The 21580-nt window shown below is 55.8% G+C and carries 17 protein-coding genes; 13 read left to right on the top strand and 4 right to left on the bottom strand.

The window, feature by feature from the left end; translation table 11 throughout:
* Positions 1-195 precede the first annotated feature (195 nt).
* The 3 genes from rpmI (at position 196) to ACOVRA_RS02340 (ending at position 1850) form a co-directional block, all read left to right on the top strand.
* Positions 196-396 (top strand): 50S ribosomal protein L35, encoded by a 201-nt coding sequence (rpmI, locus tag ACOVRA_RS02350; RefSeq protein ID WP_290808298.1) that lies wholly within the window; start codon positions 196-198, stop codon positions 394-396.
* Positions 397-407: 11 nt separating this feature from the next.
* Entirely contained in the window at positions 408-767 is a 360-nt protein-coding gene (gene rplT, locus ACOVRA_RS02345; RefSeq protein WP_085338849.1) for a 50S ribosomal protein L20, read from the top strand.
* 171 nt (positions 768-938) lie between these two features.
* Entirely contained in the window at positions 939-1850 is a 912-nt protein-coding gene (locus ACOVRA_RS02340) for an alpha/beta fold hydrolase (RefSeq protein WP_421718891.1), read from the top strand.
* On the opposite strand, the gene ACOVRA_RS02335 is transcribed toward ACOVRA_RS02340, so the two are convergent.
* A complete protein-coding gene (locus ACOVRA_RS02335; RefSeq protein ID WP_421718890.1) occupies positions 1847-3997 on the bottom strand; it encodes a M3 family metallopeptidase in 2151 nt (716 codons plus the stop codon). The two genes, ACOVRA_RS02340 and ACOVRA_RS02335, sit on opposite strands and share 4 nt — an antisense overlap.
* A gap of 183 nt (positions 3998-4180) precedes the next feature.
* Between ACOVRA_RS02335 and pheS the strand changes: the two genes are divergently transcribed.
* The 3 genes from pheS (at position 4181) to ACOVRA_RS02320 (ending at position 6896) form a co-directional block, all read left to right on the top strand.
* Positions 4181-5254 (top strand): phenylalanine--tRNA ligase subunit alpha, encoded by a 1074-nt coding sequence (gene pheS / locus ACOVRA_RS02330; protein ID WP_290808436.1) that lies wholly within the window; start codon positions 4181-4183, stop codon positions 5252-5254.
* Between the two features lie 72 nt (positions 5255-5326).
* On the top strand, positions 5327-5839 hold the full coding sequence (gene dut / locus ACOVRA_RS02325) for a dUTP diphosphatase (protein WP_290808432.1): 513 nt from the start codon (positions 5327-5329) through the stop codon (positions 5837-5839).
* The gene (locus tag ACOVRA_RS02320) at positions 5817-6896 is read left to right on the top strand and encodes a lysine-2,3-aminomutase-like protein (RefSeq protein WP_421718889.1); all 1080 of its coding nucleotides are present in this window, start codon (positions 5817-5819) and stop codon (positions 6894-6896) included. The genes dut and ACOVRA_RS02320 overlap by 23 nt, the downstream gene beginning before the upstream one ends.
* Positions 6897-6909: 13 nt before the next feature.
* Here the strand turns inward: ACOVRA_RS02320 and ACOVRA_RS02315 are convergent, their stop codons facing one another.
* The 3 genes from ACOVRA_RS02315 to ACOVRA_RS02305 form a co-directional block, all read right to left on the bottom strand.
* Positions 6910-7422: a response regulator gene (locus tag ACOVRA_RS02315; protein WP_421718888.1), complete on the bottom strand. Its 513-nt coding sequence runs from the start codon at positions 7420-7422 to the stop codon at positions 6910-6912.
* Positions 7419-7793: a response regulator gene (locus ACOVRA_RS02310; RefSeq protein ID WP_290808423.1), complete on the bottom strand. Its 375-nt coding sequence runs from the start codon at positions 7791-7793 to the stop codon at positions 7419-7421. Before ACOVRA_RS02310 ends, ACOVRA_RS02315 begins: the two co-directional genes overlap by 4 nt.
* 77 nt (positions 7794-7870) lie before the next feature.
* On the bottom strand, positions 7871-10336 hold the full coding sequence (locus ACOVRA_RS02305) for a PAS domain-containing hybrid sensor histidine kinase/response regulator (protein ID WP_421718887.1): 2466 nt from the start codon (positions 10334-10336) through the stop codon (positions 7871-7873).
* A 625-nt stretch (positions 10337-10961) separates the two neighbouring features.
* Here ACOVRA_RS02305 and ACOVRA_RS02300 point away from each other — a divergent pair.
* From ACOVRA_RS02300 to ACOVRA_RS02270, 7 genes are all read left to right on the top strand, one after another.
* Positions 10962-12473, top strand: coding sequence for a putative Ig domain-containing protein (locus ACOVRA_RS02300; protein ID WP_421718886.1), 1512 nt, complete (start codon positions 10962-10964; stop codon positions 12471-12473).
* Positions 12474-13029: 556 nt separating this feature from the next.
* Entirely contained in the window at positions 13030-13764 is a 735-nt protein-coding gene (locus tag ACOVRA_RS02295; RefSeq protein ID WP_421718885.1) for a GntR family transcriptional regulator, read from the top strand.
* Complete coding sequence (locus ACOVRA_RS02290; RefSeq protein ID WP_421718884.1) at positions 13754-16132, top strand: TonB-dependent receptor; 2379 nt, start codon at positions 13754-13756, stop codon at positions 16130-16132. Before ACOVRA_RS02295 ends, ACOVRA_RS02290 begins: the two co-directional genes overlap by 11 nt.
* Before the next feature lie 23 nt (positions 16133-16155).
* Positions 16156-17514 carry a DUF1254 domain-containing protein gene (locus tag ACOVRA_RS02285; RefSeq protein WP_346383825.1) on the top strand — a complete coding sequence of 453 codons (1359 nt, stop codon included), beginning with the start codon at positions 16156-16158 and terminating at the stop codon, positions 17512-17514.
* Complete coding sequence (locus ACOVRA_RS02280) at positions 17507-19018, top strand: MmgE/PrpD family protein (protein WP_421718883.1); 1512 nt, start codon at positions 17507-17509, stop codon at positions 19016-19018. The genes ACOVRA_RS02285 and ACOVRA_RS02280 overlap by 8 nt, the downstream gene beginning before the upstream one ends.
* Positions 19019-19041: 23 nt before the next feature.
* Positions 19042-19968 (top strand): hypothetical protein, encoded by a 927-nt coding sequence (locus ACOVRA_RS02275; protein ID WP_421718882.1) that lies wholly within the window; start codon positions 19042-19044, stop codon positions 19966-19968.
* Positions 19969-19997: 29 nt separating this feature from the next.
* The gene (locus tag ACOVRA_RS02270; protein WP_421718881.1) at positions 19998-21557 is read left to right on the top strand and encodes a carboxylesterase/lipase family protein; all 1560 of its coding nucleotides are present in this window, start codon (positions 19998-20000) and stop codon (positions 21555-21557) included.
* The last annotated feature ends 23 nt before the right edge of the window (positions 21558-21580 follow it).

The raw sequence follows: 21580 nt of genomic DNA, 5'->3' as shown, positions 1-21580 counted from the left end.
ATTGCAGAAGGGCCTGTGTCCTGATGGGCTCAACCGAGCCTAGACTCAGTCCAATCCCTTGTTTTTTGCGTGCTCTTAGATTAGATCGCGCCTCCCATCTGATCGTCCGGCGAAACGGCATGCCGTGGCGGTTATTTTAGCTGACTTGAATTCTTCATGAAAACAAGTCCGTGCATCTAAGCACAGGAGAGCGAAATGCCGAAACTGAAGACTAAGAGTGGCGTCAAAAAGCGCTTCAAGATCACGGCTACCGGCAAAGTTATGCATGGCGTCGTGGGTAAGCGTCACCGTTTGATGTCGCACAAATCCAAATATATCCGTCAAAACCGTGGAACGTCGGTGCTCGCGACTGGCGATGCAATTCGCGTGAAACTTTGGACGCCCTACGGGCTGTAAGGATATAGACAATGGCACGTATTAAAGCAGGGCAACAAACCCGCGCCCGTCGGAAGAACATCCTGGCAGCCGCTAAAGGCTTCCAAGGCCGCCGGAAGAACACCATCCGCACCGCCACCGCCGCCGTATGGCGCTCTGGCCAATATGCCTACCGCGACCGCAAGGCCAAGAAGCGCAACTTCCGCGCTTTGTGGATCCAGCGCATCAACGCAGCAGCCCGTCAGCATGACATGACCTATTCGGTCTTCATCAACGGCTTGCTCAAGGCCGGCATCCAAGTCGACCGCAAAGTGTTGAGCGACATCGCGATCCGCGAACCCGCTGCCTTCGCAGCTGTCGTTGAAAAGGCAAAGGCTGCTTTGGCAGCTTAAGCATCGCGTAAGCGTTTTTTGATCCATCGGATCGAAGTTGCGCGCTTATCAAAATGCGAGCAACGCGAGCGCGATTGACACAAATCGAAAACGGCCCTGAGGTATCTCGGGGCCGTTTTTGTTTGGGCTTTTTCTACCAAACCCACCACGCCTGCATCGGGGGACATGTGCATGCCGACCATTCAAGCCAATGGCATTGAGCTTTATTATGAAGAACGGGGCGAGGCTTCGGGCGTGCCCTTGTTGTTGGTCATGGGGCTGGGGCGGCAATTGATTGCTTGGCCGGAAGATTTCATGGCGCAGCTGGTGGCGGCTGGGCACCGCGTGATCTTGTTTGATAATCGTGACGTTGGCCTCTCTACCCATTTTCATGGCGTCCAAGTGGCCAGCCCAGTGCGGGCGATTGCGGGGCTGTTGTTCGGGATTGGCTTTAAGACCGCCTATCAGGTCAAGGATATGGCAGCTGATGCGGTGGCGCTATTGGATCATCTGGGGATTGAGGCTGCCCATATTGTCGGCGTTTCCATGGGCGGGATGATTGCGCAGAGCATGGCGATCCATCACCCAAGTCGGTTGCGCAGTTTGATCTCTGTCATGTCGACCAGCGGCGCACGCGGTTTGCCCGGTGCTCCGGCCAAACTCCGCCAACGTCTGACGGCTCGGCGCAGCACGGCACCCAGCCGGGCCGAAGCCATTGAAATCGGTCGGCGGACGCTGGAATTGATCTCTTACCCCGATCCCGCCAGAGCACCCGACGCCTTTATCAATCACTCGGCTGCTGCCTATGACCGGGCATATGATCCCAAGGGCACGCTGCGCCAGCTGATTGCTATTTTGGCCGATGGCGCGCGCGCAGGGCAGTTGGCCAAGGTCACAGCGCCAACTTTGGTTATTCACGGCAAGCAGGATGAATTGGTGCCACTGGCGTGCGGGGTCGATACCGCACGTCGTATTCAAGGTGCCAAGCTAGAGGTCATCGACCAGATGGCCCATGACCTCCCACCCTCAAAAACCAAGCAAATGGCTGATCTGATCATCACCCATACGCAAAGCGTTGAACAAGGCCGCGCTGCCGCAGCTTAATTATTGCTGGTGCCGTCGGCCAAGCCGCGCATTTCCAACAGGGCTTTAGGATCGGGATCGCGGCCACGAAATTGGCGATAGGCCTCTGCCGCATCCCGCGAATTGCCGCCACCATAGACGAAGGTGCGCAGGCGCTTAGCCACGTCCTTATTGAAGATGTCGCCGGTCTCGGTGAAGGCGCGGAAGCCATCGGCGTCAAGCACCTCCGACCACATGTAGGAGTAATAGCCCGCCGAATAGCCGCCCGAGAAGATATGGCCGAAGTGAGTTGGCCGGTGGCGCATCACGATCTCACGTGGCATGCCAATCTTGGCGAGGCTTTCCTTTTCAAAGGCGCCCATATCAAAGCCCTTGGGCAGGTTCGGTTGGCTGTGCACGTCCATATCGACCAAGGCCGAGGATAAGAACTCAACCGTGGCAAAGCCTTGATCGTGATTGCGGGCGGCCATCACTTTGTCCAACAGCTCTTTCGGCATGGCAGCGCCCGTTTCGCTGTGGCGGGCAAAGCGCTCTAGCACTTGGCGTTGACCCAGCCAGTGCTCATAAATTTGGGCTGGGAATTCCACAAAGTCGCGCGAGACGGCCGTACCTGCGAGGCTGGGATAGGCGACATTGGACAACAGGCCATGCAGGCCATGGCCAAACTCGTGGAATAAGGTCTCGGCGTCATTATAGGAGAGGAGCGTTGGCTTGCCAGCTGGGGCCTTGGTGTAGTTCAACACATTGACGACCATGGGCTTTAGATTGCCATTCACCCGGTCTTGGCCCTGATAGCTGGACATCCAAGCCCCGCCTTGCTTGCTCTCGCGCGAGAAGAAGTCGCCATAGAACAGGCCGATATGGCGGCCGTCACCCTCCATCACTTCCCAGACCCGCACGTCGGGATGATAGACGGGCACGGTGCCGGTAATCTCCTTGAACTTCAGGCCAAACAATTGATTGGCGACCCAGAATTGCGCGTCCAACATGGCGTCTAGCGAGAAATAGGGCTTCACTTCATCTTCATTCAGATTGTACTTCGCCCGGCGCTTTTGCTCGGCATAGAAGCGCCAATCCCATGGCTCCAGCTTGTCGCCTGTAAAGCCTTGCGACTTGGCCAGCTCCAGATATTCGGCGGCATCGCGCGTCACGGCTGCTTTGGCAGGCTCCCACACCCCATTCAGCAAGGCGCTGACATTAGCCGGGGTCTTGGCCATGGTGTCATCCAAGGTGAAGGCAGCATGATGCGCATAGCCCAAAATGGCGGCACGCTCTTGGCGCAGGGTGACGATTTCGCTGGCGGTCGCCTTGGTATCTTCGGCATCGTTATTATCACCCCGCAGCACCCAGCCGCGCCAAGCTTTTTCCCGCATGGCGCGATTGGTCGAGAGCTCGAGGAAGGGCTCCACGCTCGAGCGGCTCAAGGTCACCACATATTTGCCAGGCATTCCGCGGGCGCGACCGGCTTCGAGGGCCGCATCGAGAAAGAATTGCGGCAGACCGGCACGATCGGCTTCGGTCTCTAGAACCAGCGCGAATTGGTTGGTGTCAGCCAAGACTTTCTGGCTGAAATTGGTGCTGAGGGTCGACAGGCGCTGATTGATTTCCGAGACGCGGGCCTTTTGCTCAGGGTTCAGCTTGGCACCTGAGCGTACAAAGCCTTGATAGACGCGCTCAACCAAGCGGCGCTGTTCGGGGGTACGCAAGCTTGAACGCTTGTCATACACGGCTTGAACGCGTGCAAACAGTTTTGGATTAAGGCGGATTGAGTCCGAATGGGCGGCCATAACGGGCCCCATTTCGCGCTGAATGGCGCGGATCGGCGCACTGGAATTGGCCGATGTCATATTGAAGAAAACGGCCGAGACGTCGTCTAGGAACAGGCCAGCCTTTTCCATCGCGAGAATGGTGTTGTCGAATGTCGGCGCGGTTTTGGCGTTGGCAATGGCCTCAATCTCAGCCTTATGTTGACGCATGCCTTCATAGAAAGCCGGACGGAAATGTTCCGGGCGAATGCGGTCAAAGGCCGGTGCACCATATTTGGTGGTTTTGGCTTCAAAGAAGGGATTGCTGAAGGCTTGCGTTGCTTGGGCGGGCTGGGCTGGGTTAGCCGCAACAGCCAAGGGCATCGCGAAAGCGCCTAAAGCGAAGAGGGCGGTACGGATCATTGGTTTCTCCCCGACGCGGGACTAGGGCCCGCCTGAAATTTTGAGCCGCTTCCTTAGGGGGCAGGGGAGGCCGTGTCAGCGGCGAGCTCGCGCACATTTCTGTGAGGATTGGGCAAAGCGCGACCGTCAATCATCTGCGCCACCCCCCTCCCATTTAGCCGTCCAATCCGCTAGGACCGTTTCATGACTGACATTGACACTCTCTCCCGCGACCTCTTTGCCCAATTAGATGCTGCCCAAGATGAAGCGGCCGTTGAAGTGGTGCGCGTCAACGCCCTTGGCAAAAAGGGTAGCGTCTCGGAATTGCTCAAAGGCATGGGCGGGATGAGCCCAGAAGAGCGTCAGAGCTTTGGCCCCTTGGTCAATGGCTTGAAGCAAAGCCTGAGCGACGCAATTGCCGTCAAGAAAGAGGCGCTGGCCCAAGCCGCCCTCGACGCGCGCCTCTTGGCCGAGCGGATTGATGTGACCCTGCCGGTGCGGCCTGAGCGGCGCGGCAAAATCCATCCGATCATGCAGGTGTTTGAAGAGGTTCAAACCATCTTTGCCGACATGGGCTTTGCCATCGCGGAAGGTCCAGATGTGGAAGACGACTTCCATAACTTCACGGCGCTCAACTTCCCGCCCAAGCATCCAGCTCGCGATATGCATGACACCTTCTTTTTTGAAGAGAAGGAAGATGGATCGCGCATGTTGCTGCGCACCCATACCAGCCCCGTGCAAGTGCGCACCATGTTGAACCAGAAGCCGCCGATCCGCATTGTCGCCCCGGGCCGTACCTATCGCTGCGACTCGGATCAAACCCACACGCCGATGTTCCACCAGATTGAAGGCCTCGTCATCGAAGACGGCGTGCATATGGGCCATTTGAAGGGCGTGCTGATGGACTTCATGCGCGCTTTCTTTGAGATCGACGATGTCGATGTGCGCTTCCGCCCGCACCATTTTCCGTTCACCGAGCCTTCGGCTGAGATGGACGTCCGTTGTGACCGTTCGGGTGGGGCATTGAAGATCGGGACCGGCACTGACTGGCTGGAGATTTTGGGCTGCGGCATGGTGCATCCCAATGTGTTGCGTGCCTGCGGTATTGATCCTGACCAGTATCAGGGCTTTGCCTTTGGCATGGGCATCGACCGTTTGGCTATGCTGAAATATGGCATCCCGGACCTGCGCGACATGTTTGCTGCCGATGTCCGGTGGTTGAAGCATTATGGATTTGAGCCGACGGTTCAGCCGAATCTGGCTACTGGATTGAGCTAAGTTTGGCGGCAGACATGCCGCTGAGATTTTTGACCCGCTTGCGAACCGCAAGTACCCCGTGAAGGACCAAGGATGTTGAAGCCGTTCTCGACCCGTGCGCCCACGACGCCTTCCGATGCGAATGAGGCGGTACGCCCCTTGGTTGCCGTCAAAAAGCTGCCGCACTTTGGCGACCTGCCCTTGCCGACCTATGAAACCAGCCAATCAGCAGGGATGGATTTGCGCGCAGCCTTGCCTGAAGGTGGCCATATCGATCTGTTGCCGGGCCGCCGTGCATTGATCCCAACCGGCCTCTCTATCGCTTTGCCACCGGGCTATGAGGCGCAAGTGCGGCCACGCTCAGGGCTTGCTCTGAAGAACGGCATCACCTGCCTCAACAGCCCCGGCACGATTGATGCCGATTATCGCGGCGAAGTTGGTGTGATCCTGATCAATCATGGCTGGGAAGGTTTCCGCATCCATCGTGGCGACCGCATCGCGCAAATGGTCATTGCCCCCATCACGCAAATTGGCTGGATGGAGTTTGAAGAACTCGACGAGACGGCACGGGGAACAGGCGGCTTTGGCTCCACAGGCAAAGATTGAAGCGCTTCTAAAGCCCGCCGCTGCAGAGGCAACCAGCACGAAGATCGCCGACTTACAGGCCCAAGGCCTTGTGACTTTTGAAGACGCCGCAAGACTAGACGCGGTTGCTGAACGCTATGCGGTGGCCGTAACCCCAACCATGTTGGGCTTGATCGACAAGGCCGATCCCCGTGATCCGATCCGTGCGCAATTTGTGCCCTCTGCGCTGGAGTTGCAGCAAAGCCCAGAGGAAAGCGCCGACCCGATCAATGATGCGGCCTTTTCGCCTTTGCCAGGCCTTGTCCACCGCTATGAAGACCGGGTTTTGCTGAAAGTCTTGTCGGTCTGCCCGGTCTATTGCCGCTTCTGCTTCCGCCGTGAAATGGTCGGCCCCGGTGGCGAAGCCTTGGTGGGGGAAAATCTCGATCAGGCTTTGGATTACATCCGCGCGCGGCCCCAGATTTTTGAGGTCATTCTGACCGGTGGGGACCCGTTCATGCTGTCGCCGCGCCGCGCACGCGAGCTGACACAAGCCTTAGCCGCCATTGACCATGTTAAAGTCGTGCGATGGCATACACGCGTGCCAGTGGTAGCACCTGAGCGGGTGAGCGAGGAATTCGTCCACGCTTTGCGGGCAGATGGCGTTGCGACTTGGGTGGCTATTCATGCCAATCATCCGCGTGAATTCACGCCAGCCGCTCAAGACGCCATTCGTTGTATGCGAGAAGCAGGGATTAGTCTGGTCAGCCAGTCGGTCTTATTGCGCGGCGTCAATGACCGTTTGGACATCTTACAAGACCTGATGCGCGGCTTCGTCGCTTTAGGGGTAAAGCCCTATTATCTGCATCATCCAGACTTGGCACCCGGCACCGGCCATTTCCGACTGCCGATAGCCGAAGGCCAAGAACTCATGCGGGGTCTGCGCCGCACCCTGACAGGCGTTGCCCAACCGACCTATGTTCTGGATGTTCCCGGCGGGGCCTTTAAGGCACCTTTGGACCCAGTTTATCTGCAGGAAACCGAGGGTGGATTGCAACTCTTGGACGGTACGGGCCACTGGCACGATTACAAGGGCTAAAGACCTGGAACGCTCAGCCTTTGCCGGTCAGGCTGGCGATCTTGGCTTCGGCTTCTGCAAGGCGAACCCGGCTTTCTTCGGCGATACTGATATGTTTTGATCGGTCGCGAAGCGCTGCCCGATAGGTCTCGCGAATGCCTAATTGCGTGGCGATACGGGCGCAAACCATCTGAAAATCAACCGGCTTGGTCACATAATCGTTCGCGCCGGCTTGCAGGCATTCCACCATCATGGCTTGATCAGTGCGGGCGGATACCATGATGATCGGCAAAGCTGCGGCAGAGCGTTTGCTGCGGATCTTCTTCACGACATCAAGGCCATTCAGGCCCGGCATCATGACGTCTAACAGGATGACGTCGATGGGCGAGACACTTAGAATGTCTAGCGCCTCTGTGCCGTCGCTTGCTTCATAGACTGTGGCCTGTCGGTTGCGCAGGCGCCGCGCCAGCACATCGATATTGTCCTGCATGTCGTCGACAATCAGGATGTTGGTATTGGCGAATTGGTCTTGAATATCTTCGGTCATGGCGCAGGTTTCCCTTGGAATTGGCGGGCCATTTCTTCCATCAAATGCGGCCAATCTACGGGCTTGGTGGCAAAGGCATCGCAACCCGCTTCAAAACAGGCCTCGCGGGACTCATTCATCGCGTGGGCGGTTAGTGCGATCACTTTAATTGTCGCGCCCAGCTTTTCGCGGATCTGTCGGGTGGCATCCAAGCCCGACATAATCGGCATGGATACATCCATCAGCACAAGGTCCGGTTTCCATGCCAAGGCTTGATTTAGCGCATCTTGGCCATCGCTAGCCCCGCGCACTTCAAATCCAGCTCGCGTAAGACGACGCATCAGCATTTCGCGATTGTCGTCATGATCTTCAGCCAGCAAAATTCTTTGCATGACAGTCCCCCGTTACCTATCGTTTAGTCGTGACATGATTTGAACATCACTGACTAGATGAAAGTGTATCCCATGGGTCATGAATTGGCTCTCCATAGGCGATAGCGCGGCAGTTCGATGGTCTCCACATCGAGGGCTTCGCTTTTGGGGCGGATCAAACGCGCAATGGCTGCGCCCAAAACCGACCCTAAAATGGGCTTCATGAAATGCTCTTGTGCACCCAGCGCGATCGACTTGCGTTGGTCGTCATCGGCGGCAATCACAACAATCGGTGTGTCATTCAACGCCGCATTCGCACGCAGGGCCGCCAGACAGGCATAACCGTCCATATCCGGCAGCTCGAGGTTCAAGATAATCAGATCAACCGGGCGATTGGCCAGATAGGCGAGGGCCGAACTGCCAGTAGCCGCCATCGCACCATTCAAGCCCAGGTTTTGGGCAGCCCGCAGCGCCAATGTATTGCTGACCTCATCATCATCGATCACGAGGATCAAGGGCGCAGCCTCGTCTGCCATGATCTGGAGGTCGACATCCTTGGCTTGCAGGCCTTTTGCTGGCAGCGAGAGCGTAAAGGTTGATCCAAGACCCGCGTCGCTTTCCACACAGACAGTCCCGCCCAGCAATTGCATCATCTCGCGGGTGAGGGCCAAGCCAAGCCCGGTTCCACCATAAACCCGGGTGACAGAGCCATCGCCTTGTTGAAACGGTTCAAACAAACGGGCTTGGGCTTCCGCGTTCATGCCAATCCCGGTGTCTGCCACTTTGATCTCGTAATGCGCGCGGCCTGTAGCCGTGCTCACTTTCTCAAAGGACACCGCAACCTGTCCGTCTTGGGTGAATTTGATCGCATTAGAGATCAGGTTCATCAAACATTGGCGCAAGCGGAACCCATCTGTGAGCACCACGATTGGGTCATCTGGGGTTGCTAAGATCAATCGATTGCCGCGATTTTTTGCCAAGGGGCCTAAGCTTTGCAGAACTTCGTCGGCAAGCTCGTTCAAGTTCACGGGCTCGTGCGTGATTTCCATTTTCCCCGCCTCAATCTTGGCAAGATCGAGGATTTCATTGATCAGTTTCAAGAGATGGTGGGCTGAATCTTGAACCTTGCGGGCATCCCGCGCTGCGTCTTGTCGGCCATCTTGCTCGGCATCCTCGATCAGCATTTCGGTGTAGCCCAAAATGGCGTGCAGCGGCGTGCGCAACTCGTGGCTGACATTAGCCATCAATTGCGATTTAGCTTGGCTGGCGATCTCGGCGTTCTGGCGCGCTTCGCTCAATTGTTGCACGGCGGTCGCCAACAAGTGGTCGCGCTGATCGATATCGCTCAAGACCCGCTCAAAGCCTGCCAGCAATTGCCCAGCACTTTGATTATTGGGGTCTTGTTCGCCTGACATGTCGAGCGGCTCTTTCAAGCTTTCAAGCTTGGCATGCCAAGATGGCTGGCTAGGCCGAAGGCTTACTACTTCTGGACTACAAATCTCTTCCAGGAGCTTGCGTTTCTCGTCTAAAGCTTCTTGCGCGCGCGCAATCATCACAGTCAGACGCTCTTGCTTGGCCTTCTCATCTGCCCGCACCAAGAAGACCTCAGTCACGTCTTGAGCATAGCCAATTGCGCCGCCAATCCTGCCGTCTGGCAGGTACCAAGGGTGGACTTCCCAATCGAGATAGACCTCCGCCCCATCGACCCGAATCCGGTGATCGGCGATCTTTTGGCTGCTGACGCCTGTCAGTGCGAGTGTGATGGCATCATGCCAATCTTGTTTGGCAGACGGCATCGCTTCGGCCATGGTTTTGCCCAGCAAGTCCTGCTCGCTCAGTTGGATGGCGCCAAGCCAAGCCTCATTGACGGCCATAAAGCGGGCCTTGGTATCAAACAGCGCGGCCCGCATACTGGTATGCTTGAAGATCAATTTTGAGATCATCGCATCCCGCGCAGCGGCGCGGCCTTGCAACAAGGCTTCTTTGCGGGCGCGCTCGAGCTTTTGTTCAATCACATCGCGGGTCCGCCAAGCCATGACGACATAGCCCAGCCCGCAAACGGCCGCGAGGGACGCGACGTAATGACTGAATTCCGAGTGCGCAGCAGGGTCCATAAATGGATGCCATAAACTCAAGACCGGAAGTACCAAGAACGGTGCCAAGGTCATGCTGCCAGAGATGCGCGACACCGATAGAATGCCTGTCGCTCGGGTCGCGGCGGCTGCCAACATAGCTGTAGCGGCAATTGCCAACGCCAAATCACCCGTCGCAATCATCGCAATCGGAGCGACCATAAAGCCGCATACAGTCAGACCGCACATCGCCCCTAATTGGATTGCGGCAGTTTTGGTACGCAAATGTTCGCGCCCACTTCGCACCAACCATCCTGCAAACCAGGTATCAACGCCAAACAGCGCCAAAAACCCGACCGCCCAAAGCAACGGCCAAGAGTGATTGGACGCTAGGGCAAAGGCACACCCCGCAATCGCAATCATCAGGACGATGACTGGGGCTTCTTGCCGGACGTTAGAGAAGTGCTTCTGCAGCGCATAAGGACGTATCAAGGCGGTACACTCGTAATAATTCCTCGCCTCTTCTAATTCATTTGGATTAACATCGGGTCTCTGAAACCGGTCGGATTTATTCCGGGTTGGCGGGAAGGCGTGGCGGCACCTATATCAAACCTGCCATTCCAGCCGAGGCGTCAGCGTTGACCGGGTACCCAAAGGAGCTTTGCACGCTCCCCCACGCCCCACTTAAAGAGGGCTCCTTTATCTGCACCCATTTTGATGGAAACCCTGTTTCACCAAAGCACTTCCGAGAAAGGTGAATTTTGTGCAACCAATGTGGTCACGCTTTGACGACTTTTGGCCGATTGCGGATGGTCTGCTTTGGGTGCGCGAGTTGCGAAAGTGGACGTTCATTTGAGGCGGGGAACTCAAACTTCTACGGGACGATTTTGGTGGCGACTGTCACAGGTCCCAACGAGTTAAGCCAAGTACTTTCGCACCGGAGATAGTTTAGAAGCGGAGTTGATAAGTGAAGGCCAAACAGCCTTTGGATAGAAATGAGCTGCCCCCTTCGCACCTATTATTCCTTGTTGCTGGCAAGAAAAGCGTTGCAATCGGACACAAACGGCGGAAAAGAGCGAGATCACGTCTAAAACAGCCATGTAGGAAGTGCGTTTCAATGAGAACCTTTTGGATTTGCCTTTTGTTCTTTTTATTGGCAGCGTGCGGTGGCGGCGGATCTGGTGGATCGGCTGGTGGCGGACCAACTAACCCGATTGTCGCGCCAAGCGCCCTCTCCTACCCCAGTCCCACGACCGTAGTGGTTGGTACAGCACTGAGCCCGTTAAACCCAAGCGTTGCAGGGACAGTTACCTCATACACGATCGCACCAGCCCTACCTGCCGGTCTTACGTTGAACACCACTTCGGGCCAGATAACTGGCACGCCAACAGTGGCCACGCCTTCGGCAACTTACACCATTACAGCCCGAAATGCGGCTGGTGCTGCGACTTTTGCTTTGACCTTGGTGGTCAATCCCGCGACAACGGCAGCCCTTGAGCCCTCAGCCGCGACGACCATCGGGACAGGACAACGCATCAACCTATTTTTTGCCCAGCGCGTGGGTGGCGCGCCATTTCCGACCTATATAGACGCAACGCAGGTTAGCTGGACCTCGTCCAATCCAAGCTTTGCCACAATTGATGCCAGCGGGAATGTTACAGGTGTTGCTGAGGGTTCAACTACCATCACGGCGAGATACCAGACATTTACGCTTCAAGTGTCGGTGCAGGTACGAGGTGCCTGGATCGCGCGAACGCTGACTGTTCCCGGGCAAGGAACGCGCCGCTATGCGATCTATGTACCCAATGGCATGGGTGCCCTTGGCCCGAGACCTGCGCTTATCGCCATGCACGGCGGCACGGGCACAGCCATGGGCCAAGCCGCAAGCAGCCAGCTTGCAAAGACTGCCTCAGCCCGGCAATTCTACGCAGTCTTTCTGGAAGGAAGCGGCACTCTCCAAACGTTCAATGCAGGCGCATGCTGTGGATCTGCTCAATCGCAAAATGTGGATGACATAGCCTTTACACGCGCCGTCATTACCGACATTCGCGCCAATTATAGCGTCGATCCGGCAAAGATTTTCGCTACGGGCTTCTCAAACGGCGCTATGATGGCGCATCGCTTGGCGTGTGATCTGGCTGATCAAATCGCAGGCGTTGCGGCGGTCAGTGGCGCTTCCGGCGAATTTGATGGTGCCGGGACACGTTACTATACTTGCAGGCCAGCTCGCCCCATTCCCGTGCTCCATATTCATGCGGCCAACGACAGAAACTATCCCTATGTCGGCGGAGTCGGAGATGGCATTTCCACGACTAATTTTTATGGTGTTGACCCAACTATCAATGATTGGCTCGGCCGAAACAATGTCACCTCGCAATTTGTTGAGGAGGTTATTGGTGCTTCAACGACCTGTCGCCGCTACGCCACACGCGCCAATGCCAGCTTACCGACCGCACCAGTTACAATCTGTCGCCAGAACCCATCAGACGTATATGATAGCGTGAACCGCGTCGTGTTTGGCGGCGGGCATTCTTGGCCAGGCGGTGTTCGCTCGCCAAGCGCCAATAGCGACGTGCCCTTGTCAGACTTTGATGCCAGCACCTATCTCTGGAACCAACTGAACCCTTGAGCCTTGAGGTTTCTTTAGGCAGAACGGCGCAGATAATTATTGCGCATCAATCAATTTCTGAAAAAAGTTGGCGTCCGCTTGAGTTGAAGATTATTCTACTTACAAAACTGCGCCTTCCGTCTCCTTTTCCACTAACTCCTTGACGTAAGTGTGCTGCCTAGTAACGGGTCATAAGGGGACCTGGGATTCAGCGGTTTGTCGTCCAACCCCCTTAACGTTCGCCGATCTTGGTGTGTCCAACGAGCTAACCGCAGCAACTGACTTATAGGTTTTAGGACACATTTGTGAAGGCGGTTGTGGCGTTAGTTTAATGCACTTGTCCGGCGGACAGCATTGAGCAGGAGGTTTCAATCACCCAAGCCATCATCCGAACCCGCACTGCCCCCCCCACCCCCCAAGTTCCGAAAGAAGCCAGCGACATTTGGTCTCAAAGTCAGAGGTGGCCTGCGCGCCACAATCGAAAACAAGGCCAAGCCCGTGAACGATATTGTCGGCAATTAGCCGATCTGTTAGGCTGACTTAATCTGATGCAGAGGCTGGAAGAGATCCAAACAAAATGACACAGAACCAACACGAATCGTTACTGGAGCGAGCTAAGCAACGCAACCTTCCGCTAGACACCTTGATTGCCGAAACTCTACTCGTCGAAATTCTTAACCGACGATACAGCCCAGGCGAGTGGATCCGGGAACAAGAAGTTGCCGACCGGTTTGGTGTTTCGCGCTCCCCAGTGCGCGAGGCGTTGCGTCAAGTTGGCCGGTTTGGTTTTGTGGTGGTACGACCCTGGCGCGGTGCCCAAGTAATTGAGTTGAGTGTTGCTGAGACCCACCATATTTTTGATTTGCTGGAAGTGGTTTATGGCGTCACCGCCCGTCAAGGGGCGACTTACCTAACCCCCGAAGATTGCGACACTTTGGAGGCAATTCTCGCCCCCGCATTTAAGGTAGCCCAAGGGGGGTCTAGAGAGGCCGCGATTGATGCTGCGTTCAACTTTGGTCGATTTATCGCTAGGCGCGGCCCCTCCCGTGCTGGCTATGATTCGCTGGTACAGATCGGTCGTTTGGCGCTTTGGCAAAACAAGCTGTTGATGGCGGAAAGCATCGATTATTTTGAGCAGTCCGTGGGGATTTTACGGGTACTGCTGGTCTCGCTTCGTGCCGGCGATGCACACGCCGCCGAAACCTTGGCGCGCGCATCGGTGGCGTTTATTCGTAAGGCAATTTTGGAAAAAGTTAGCGCATTGTCGACGGCTTCAATGCTTGCGGCCCTGCCAAGTTCGCGTGCCGATTGACATCAATAGAAATTGTCGTCAATTTAAATTGACGACAATTTTAAAAAGCGACGAGACTTTGGCTTTTGGTCATATGGACTCGCGATGGGAGGACGAGATGAAACGGCTTGGTTCCACAACGGCTTTGGTTGCACTTTGTGCGTCTTGGGGATTTTCAACTTATGCCTTGGCCCAATCCGGCGGTACCGGGCAGGCCGCCCCCGCAACAGCGGATGGGACAGAGACCATCATTGTTACCGCTACCCGTCGCGCTGAGTCTGTGCAAAAAGTGCCAATCTCAATCACGGCAGTTTCAGGTGAAACCCTACGCGAAGCGGCGATCAGAGATACCCAAGGCCTTCAAGCGCTAGCACCCTCTCTCGTCATTACTGTGTCGAACTCGGAGACAACGGGAGGCGTTGTTCGCATTCGCGGTGTCGGTACAGCAGGCCAGAATTCTGGTCTAGAGCCAACCGTAGGCGTCTTTCTCGATGGCGTTTACCTGCCACGATCAGGAATTGCATTGAATGAACTGGTCGATATCGAGCGCGTTGAAGTTCTTCGTGGGCCACAAGGAACGTTGTTTGGCAAGAATACAACCGCAGGCGCAATTACCATTGCAACCAAGAAGCCAGAATTTGATTTTGAGGCCGAAATGTTTGCTGGCGCTGGATCCCAAGGCTCAAAGCGCGGTGGCTTTTCAATTACTGGCCCAGTAATCGACGAACGACTTGCTTTACGACTTTCAGGAAGTTTGAATCAGCGCGACGGTTATGTTGATGATGTGAAGCTCAACAAGAAACTCAACAGTCGTGACCGATGGCTGCTGCGCGGCCAAGCTCTTTGGACACCAACAGACAAAGTATCGCTGAGGTTGATCGCAGATAGATCACAAAAAGACGATATTTGTTGTGCTGCACCTTATGTGCTCAACGGTGTTCGTGCTGCAACGATCTCCTCACTTGGCGGCACAGTTTTTAATCCGACGCGGGAAGCAGATTATATCGTCGCCACAAATGTCGCGCCGACGTCTTCAGTTGAAGATCAGGGTGTTTCATTGGAGCTCAACTGGGACCTAAATTGGGCCCAATTGAGGGGCTTGGCGAGTTCCCGTACATTCTCATCGCTACGCAATGCAGATGGGGACTTCTCCGATGTCGATTTGACCAACACGTTGAATGAGCTGACCGAGGATGAAACTCAGACGTTCGAATTAACGCTTCGCGGAACGGCAGGTCCAGTAGACTGGTTGGTAGGTGCTTTCGGTTTTGATCAAACGTTTCTGCAGTCAAGTTCGACCGTGCTAGGTGCAGATGCAGGTCGGTTTGCTGCGGCACTTGCTGCCCGCCCCACGATCATCCCACTTTATGCGGCAGGCGATGGAGATCAGCTTCGGCGCTTCGATTTGGATGCGAGCGGGTGGTCTGTATTCACCCACAATATCTGGAATGTTACAGATCAATTAGCTCTGACGCTGGGTTTGCGTTGGAGCAATGATGAGAAAACCGGTGGCGGCACGTTTATCACGCGGTCCGCAGGCTCGTGTACATCGACTTTGGTCCCCGCAACGCTTCGTCTAATTTGTCCAACGAAAGACTACCAAGCAAGTAAAACAGATGAAAAGACGAGTGGCGTTTTGGCCGTATCTTACGAGGTTAGTGAAACAGCGCTTTTGTTCGCTAGCTTCTCGCGTGGTTTCAAAGCAGGCGGCGTTAGCTTGGATAGAGACGCCGGCAATAGATCGAAGGCAACCTTTGATCCCGAGGAATCTGACAGTTTTGAGGTTGGGATAAAAGCCCAATGGTTTGGACGACGTTTACGCACGAACCTGACGTTCTTTGATCAAACTTACACCGACTTTCAGCGCGTGGTCTTCACTGGAACCGAAAACTTGCTTTCCAACCAAGGCGAGGTGCGCTCCAATGGTGTAGAACTTGATACCAGACTTTATGTTGGTGGCGGTGTCTCATTGACTGCAGCCACAACTTATAATTTCGCGAAATTTGGCAATGAAGTGTCAGATGTCAACATTCGAGGCAAACAACTGAATGCAGCGCCCGAGCTTACAACCCAACTCGGAGCCGCGTGGGAGCGACAGATTGCGACCGGACTCACTGGCTTTGGCCGCGTAAACTGGCGCCACCAGTCAAAGACTATCACGGGCGGTGATCTTGATCCTCTTAAAGCTCAACCTGCTTTTGGTCTTCTAAACGGCTCATTTGGAGTTCGTCACGAAGGCAGTGGTTTTGAAGTCTCGGTGTGGGGCGCAAACATCACCGATGAAGTTTATCGCATCGTGACCTTTAACTCGACACTGCAAGCTGGGTCGCTTAACGCTTACATGGGAGAACCCCAAACTTGGGGGGTCGAGGTAAGCAAGAAATTTTGATCCCAGAGGACAGAGATATAATCATGAATCGACGCGAAGTCATTGCTGGGATCAGTGCAACAGCCGCTACGACAGCAACCCCTTCATTGGCGGCTGTCAGCAACGCAGCCATAGACGCCGCTTTCAACTATGCTTTCACGTTATATGAGTTCGCTCGCCTTAGTCAGCGCGCGGGCGGTGCCGGTGGCGATACACGGACGCCGGCCGAGCGATTGAACCGGCTGGGAACCCGGCGTGGATTAGCGACCGCAGCCAATCGAGGTGTCACGGCACCCAATAATGACACCGTCTATAGCTCGGCATTCTTGGAACTCTCTGGCGGCCCCTTAGAACTGATCGTTCCCGATATCCCGGATCGCTATTTTTCAATCGCCTTTATGAACGCGTTTACCGATAACTTTGCCTACATCGGGACAAGAGCGACCGGGGGCAAAGGCGGCCGCTTCTGGATTGTCGGACCCGATTGGCGTGGACCGGCGCCATCCGGCGCACAGCTCATTCGTTCGGAAACAAATGATGTGTGGATGCTTGGCCGGATTTTGGTAACTGGTCCCGAAGATGTGCCTGCCGCGAGCGCCATACAGGACGCGATCAAGCTCAATATTCCAGTCGGGAGGGGGCCTAATCTTCCCATCCTAGCGGCCACAGACGACAATTTAAACGGCGAGAAAATACTCAGTGCTGCCAATGAGGTATTGGGTCGCCAGAGGCGCTTGACCGGTCAGGCTGCGCGGGCGCTAAAGATGCGGCGTCTTGGAATCCGGCCTGGCGCACGGGACGCTTTCGCTGGCCTTTCGCCCGATCTTCAGCAGGCTTGGTTGGCCGCCGCACCTCGTGGCATGGACCGTTTGCGGGGGCGGTTCGGTCGAGAGGGGCGGGCGCAAAACGGCTGGACCAGTTCAAGCGCCACCACCGGAAATTTCGGCAATGATGATCTTGAACGTGCGACGGTGGCATTGGGCGGCATTGCTGCCCTCAGCCAAGACGAGGCGATGTATTTTGCCTCGGTCGCGGACGCCCAAGGCCAAGCCTACGATTTCACGAAAAGCTACCGCTTTAGAATATCGCCAAGTGGCGTGCCAGTCGATGCGTTTTGGTCGCTAACCATGTATTCTGCGGAGCCCGACGGGCGGTTCTTTTTTGTACCCAATGCGATCAATCGCTATGCGCTAAGCGATCGGTCACCGGGGCTTGTCCGGGAGCCGGATGGATCGATTGTAATCATCCTTTCGCGTGATCCACCCCGCGCTGAGTTTGGGGGCAATTGGTTGCCGATGCCAAACGGCCCGCTACGCTTGTCCTTCCGAGCATATTTGCCGCGAGCAGAAGTCAAACAGGGCCGCTGGTTTCCCCCTGCCATCGAGCGCCTGACCGATGGATGACGTGCGTGCCCGGCGTGCTTTTGCTCGACGGACACGTCTTGTTGGCGGGCTTTTGGCAGCGATTTGCACCGTCGCCCCCTCGATGGTTAGCGCGAAAGCCCTGCCGTGCGTTGAAGGGCGCAATGCAGCGGCCATAAGCCCGACTCTTGCTGGTGCGATTGGCAGGGCTGTCGCCGCTACCCGGTTTGAGAATCTGAGCGCAGAAGTTGTTGAACGCGCGAAGCTGACCGTCTTGGATAACTTCGCGACCCTTGCTTACACCGCGCACCAGTCACGCGACGATCCTTACATCTTACGTGCTCGCCAACGCGGCGGCACCCAGGAAGCGTACCTGGTGGGGACCGGTATCAGAGCGCCGGTTGAAGATGCAGGTGCTGGTATGGCGTGGCTGATCCATGCCGCAGAAACCGATGACAGCGACTTTCGCGCCAGTCTGAGAGCATCTCCCGTTGTTATGGGTCCTGCACTGGCAATGGCGCAGGCGCAACGCGTTAGTGGGCGCGATTTTTTATTGGGTCTATCGGTTGGATATACGGTGCTGGGTCGATTGGCTGCCCCACTTGGTCCGATGCAGCCCCGCGGTTTCATGTCTTCGGGTGTGTGGGGGCCTGCTGCCTCGGCGGCGGTAAGTGCGCGTATGCTAAACATGGATGGGGTCGCAACCGCTAATGCAATCGCTTTGGCTTCCAGCGCTGGGGGCGGATCTTTCCAATATTTTTATGACCAGACGCAAGACAAGCGTATGGTCGTTGCGCGTGCAGCGCGTGCCGGTGTTGAGGCAACCATGTTGGCCTGTCGGGGCGAGACTGGTGCCGCTCGAATCTTTGAGGGTCATGCCGGCCTCTATCCGGTTTTGGGTGGCCCTGATGGCAAATCGATAGATAGTGCGCCTATCACGGCTGGTTTCGATGCACTGGAAGGGCCGTTAAGGCTCGTGCCGAAGTTTTACGCCGCTTCAGCCTCCATCATTCCAACGCTTGACGCACTCGCCCAGACACCAAAAGAACGCAGGATTAAGGCCAAGGACATAGATCATATCGTCCTGCGCGGTGGACCCAGCATTGCAGGGATCTACCAAAGTAAACTCGATGCCTACACGCCACCGCCTTCCAAAATCGGTGCCAAGCTGAACTATGCATTTGTTGTCGCATTATATTTGATCAAAGGCAGTGCGGAGGCCGGGGATTTCACTGACGAGGCCTTGGTTGACCCCGCCATCAACAATCTGGCGCGTCGTATTCGCTTTGAATTGACCGCCGAGATCCCCGCGACGCTAACCATTGTTCCCAAGTCTGGTACTCCCTTGGTGCTGACCCCGATCGAAAGTGACAGCCGCCAAACTGAGCCTGTCATGCTAGAAGCGCGTATGGCCAAATTCAGGAGTTTGACCCGCCACACACTTGACGATCGCCAGCGCGCTTGGCTGTTCTCTGAGGTCGAAAAGCTCGACCAAGTGCCTGACATGGCAGCTTGGCTCGCGCGGGTGGAAAGGGTTCTACAATGAGCGTCTGTTTGCAAGAAGCTTTGATGCCGCGTCGCTCAGTGCTGGTTGGCGGGTTAGGTTTGGCTGGCTGTGCGACCAGCCGCGAGAACGGTGCGAGTTTGGTCATGGGGGACCTTCCGCCTAAGGGGCAAACGGGTACCTCACAATCGGTCATGCTGTCAGGTGCTGATGAGACCGGGACGCATTTTGTGGCTGTGCGCGCCTGTCAGTATCCCGAAGCGGGTGTCACTTGGCTTTGGTGCACGGTGGCGACACCCCAAGGCCTGTATCAGTTTTCTTCTAACAAGCTCCCTTGGCAGGGCCCAGCCTTGTCGCCGGACGAAGCGGGGATGGCAATCTATCGGGCGCAATCGAGCGAGGCAGACGCTAAGTTCGTTCGCACCGGCACGTTGAAAGCCCCTCAAAGAACCGAGCTAAGCGCTCGCTTCACCGCTCAAGGCCAAGGCCCGCATCCAATTAACCGCGCGCGCGTATCCCTGGTCGCAGAATTTGAACCGCTGTCGGGCTATGCGGGGCTCCTAACGGGAAGAACAGAAGCCTTTGGTTACGCGAAGTTTGTTTTGAACCTTGCTGGACAGAAGGTCGTCTTTGAAGGTCCATCGCAATTTCATGAGCAGACACAAACCGACGCGCGATTTGTCGCGCCATTCATTTTTTCAAGTCTGTGGTCAAAAGATCTGTTTTCTTCAATTCTGGTGGGACAGCCAAATGGAGGTGGTTATGTTCTCAATGAAGGTCGCCCTAGTGCTATCTCCAAACCAAAAGCGGAACTGACCCAGACAGCGTCGAAATTCACTTTCTCCGTAGGCGGAATTGATCGCACTGTCGTGTTGGAAAATCGCTTCTCTTACCAAATTCCAATCTACAATACCCTGTGGCAAGGGCGATTTGTGAAGGGTGAGTTTTTTGGCAAAGCCGTCGTCGGCATGGTAAATTCTTGGCTGTTTTAGGCCGGTGATTGAGTAATGGAGGACCCTAAATGTTTGCATCTGTCCGTTCGCGCCATAACGCGATTGCACTGCTTGGCGTGCTTGCCGCCGCCGCGTCAACTGTCCCCGCTTTGGCCCAATCGCCAGAGATCTCGATCAACCAAGGTGTCTTGATCGGGAACCAAGATGGGAATGTTTCATCGTTCCTTGGCATCCCCTATGCAGCGCCGCCGATTAATCAACTTCGCTGGAAGCCGCCAGCCGTTGCGCTATCATGGAGCAAGCCACGAGACGCCAAGGCTTTTGGTCCCTCGTGCCCCCAACCAGAGCGTAACGACATGCAGAATTTTCGGCAAAAGGCTGCTCAAAGCGAAGACTGTCTCAGCCTGAATGTGTGGACTTCAAATCCAAATGGACGGGCACCGGTTATGGTTTGGATCCATGGCGGTGGACATCGAGTGGGCTCCGGATCGGTAGGATTTTACAATGGTACCGAATTGGCGCGTCAAGGCGTCGTACTTGTCACCATCAACTACCGTTTGGGGTTGCTCGGCTATTTCGCCCACCCCGCCTTAACTGCAGAAGCCGGTCCGACCTCCCCGCTTGGAAATTATGGTATGATGGACCAGATCGCGGCTTTGAAATGGGTCCGGGAGAATATCTCGAAGTTTGGCGGCGATCCCGAGAAGGTTACCGTTTTCGGCGAGTCCGCCGGTGGAGCCAGCACTTTGTATTTGTTGGCGACGCCATCGGCAAAAGGGCTTTTCAGTCAGGCGATTGTGCAGTCTGGCGGTGGATTGCAGGTGCCCAAAGACCTCACAGCGACAGAAGCAGACGGGCAAAAATCAATGGGTGAGCTGGGACTTCCAGCGCGTGCATCGGTATCGGATCTGCGCGCCATTCCAGCCAATCGACTGGTCGCTCTGCAACCTCTGGAAGGACTCGGATTTGGTCCGTTTGTAGATGGCAGACTGGTGCTCAGATCGCCCGCGCAGGCTTTTTTGACAGGCCAAGCGACCGATGTCCCCTTGCTGATTGGTGCCAATAGCAATGAAGCCAGTGTGATGGAGACGCTTAATGTGACGGACCGTGCCATCACGGCGTTTCTCGGAAATCGGGAAGCAAGCGTTAGAGCCACTTATGGCGGGGCCCGCATCTCGGACGCAGAGTTTGCACGCCAAGTCTTTGGCGATGCCACATTCGTTGGCCCAGCGCGCTTCATTGCCGGGCAAGCGGCGAATGGCGCGCCCTCGTTCCTTTACCATTATGACTATGTCTTGGAGAACCGACGGGATCGCCAGCCAGGTGCCGGCCATGGGTCAGAGATTCCGCAGATATTTCGAAGCTGGGGTCAAATGCCACTCGCGAGCCGATTACTCACCCAACAAGACAACGACTTTAGTGTGATGATTTCTGGCTGCTGGGTGGCTTTCGCGAAGACGGGAACACCAAGCTGCGCCGGGTTGCCGCCCTGGAAACCTTACGCGCCTGAAACAGATGTGTTGATGGAATTGTCGCCCAAGTCTGGCCCCAAAGCTAACTTCCGAAAAGACAAACTTGATGCGGTTCTGCCAGCTGATGGTGCTGTGAACGGGCTAAGGAGAAACTAGCCGGTTTCATCCCTGAACCACAT

The sequence above is a fragment of the Aquidulcibacter sp. genome (assembly GCF_049239865.1).
GTDB lineage: Bacteria > Pseudomonadota > Alphaproteobacteria > Caulobacterales > Aquidulcibacteraceae > Aquidulcibacter.
This window is presented reverse-complemented; position numbering and strand designations above follow the sequence as displayed.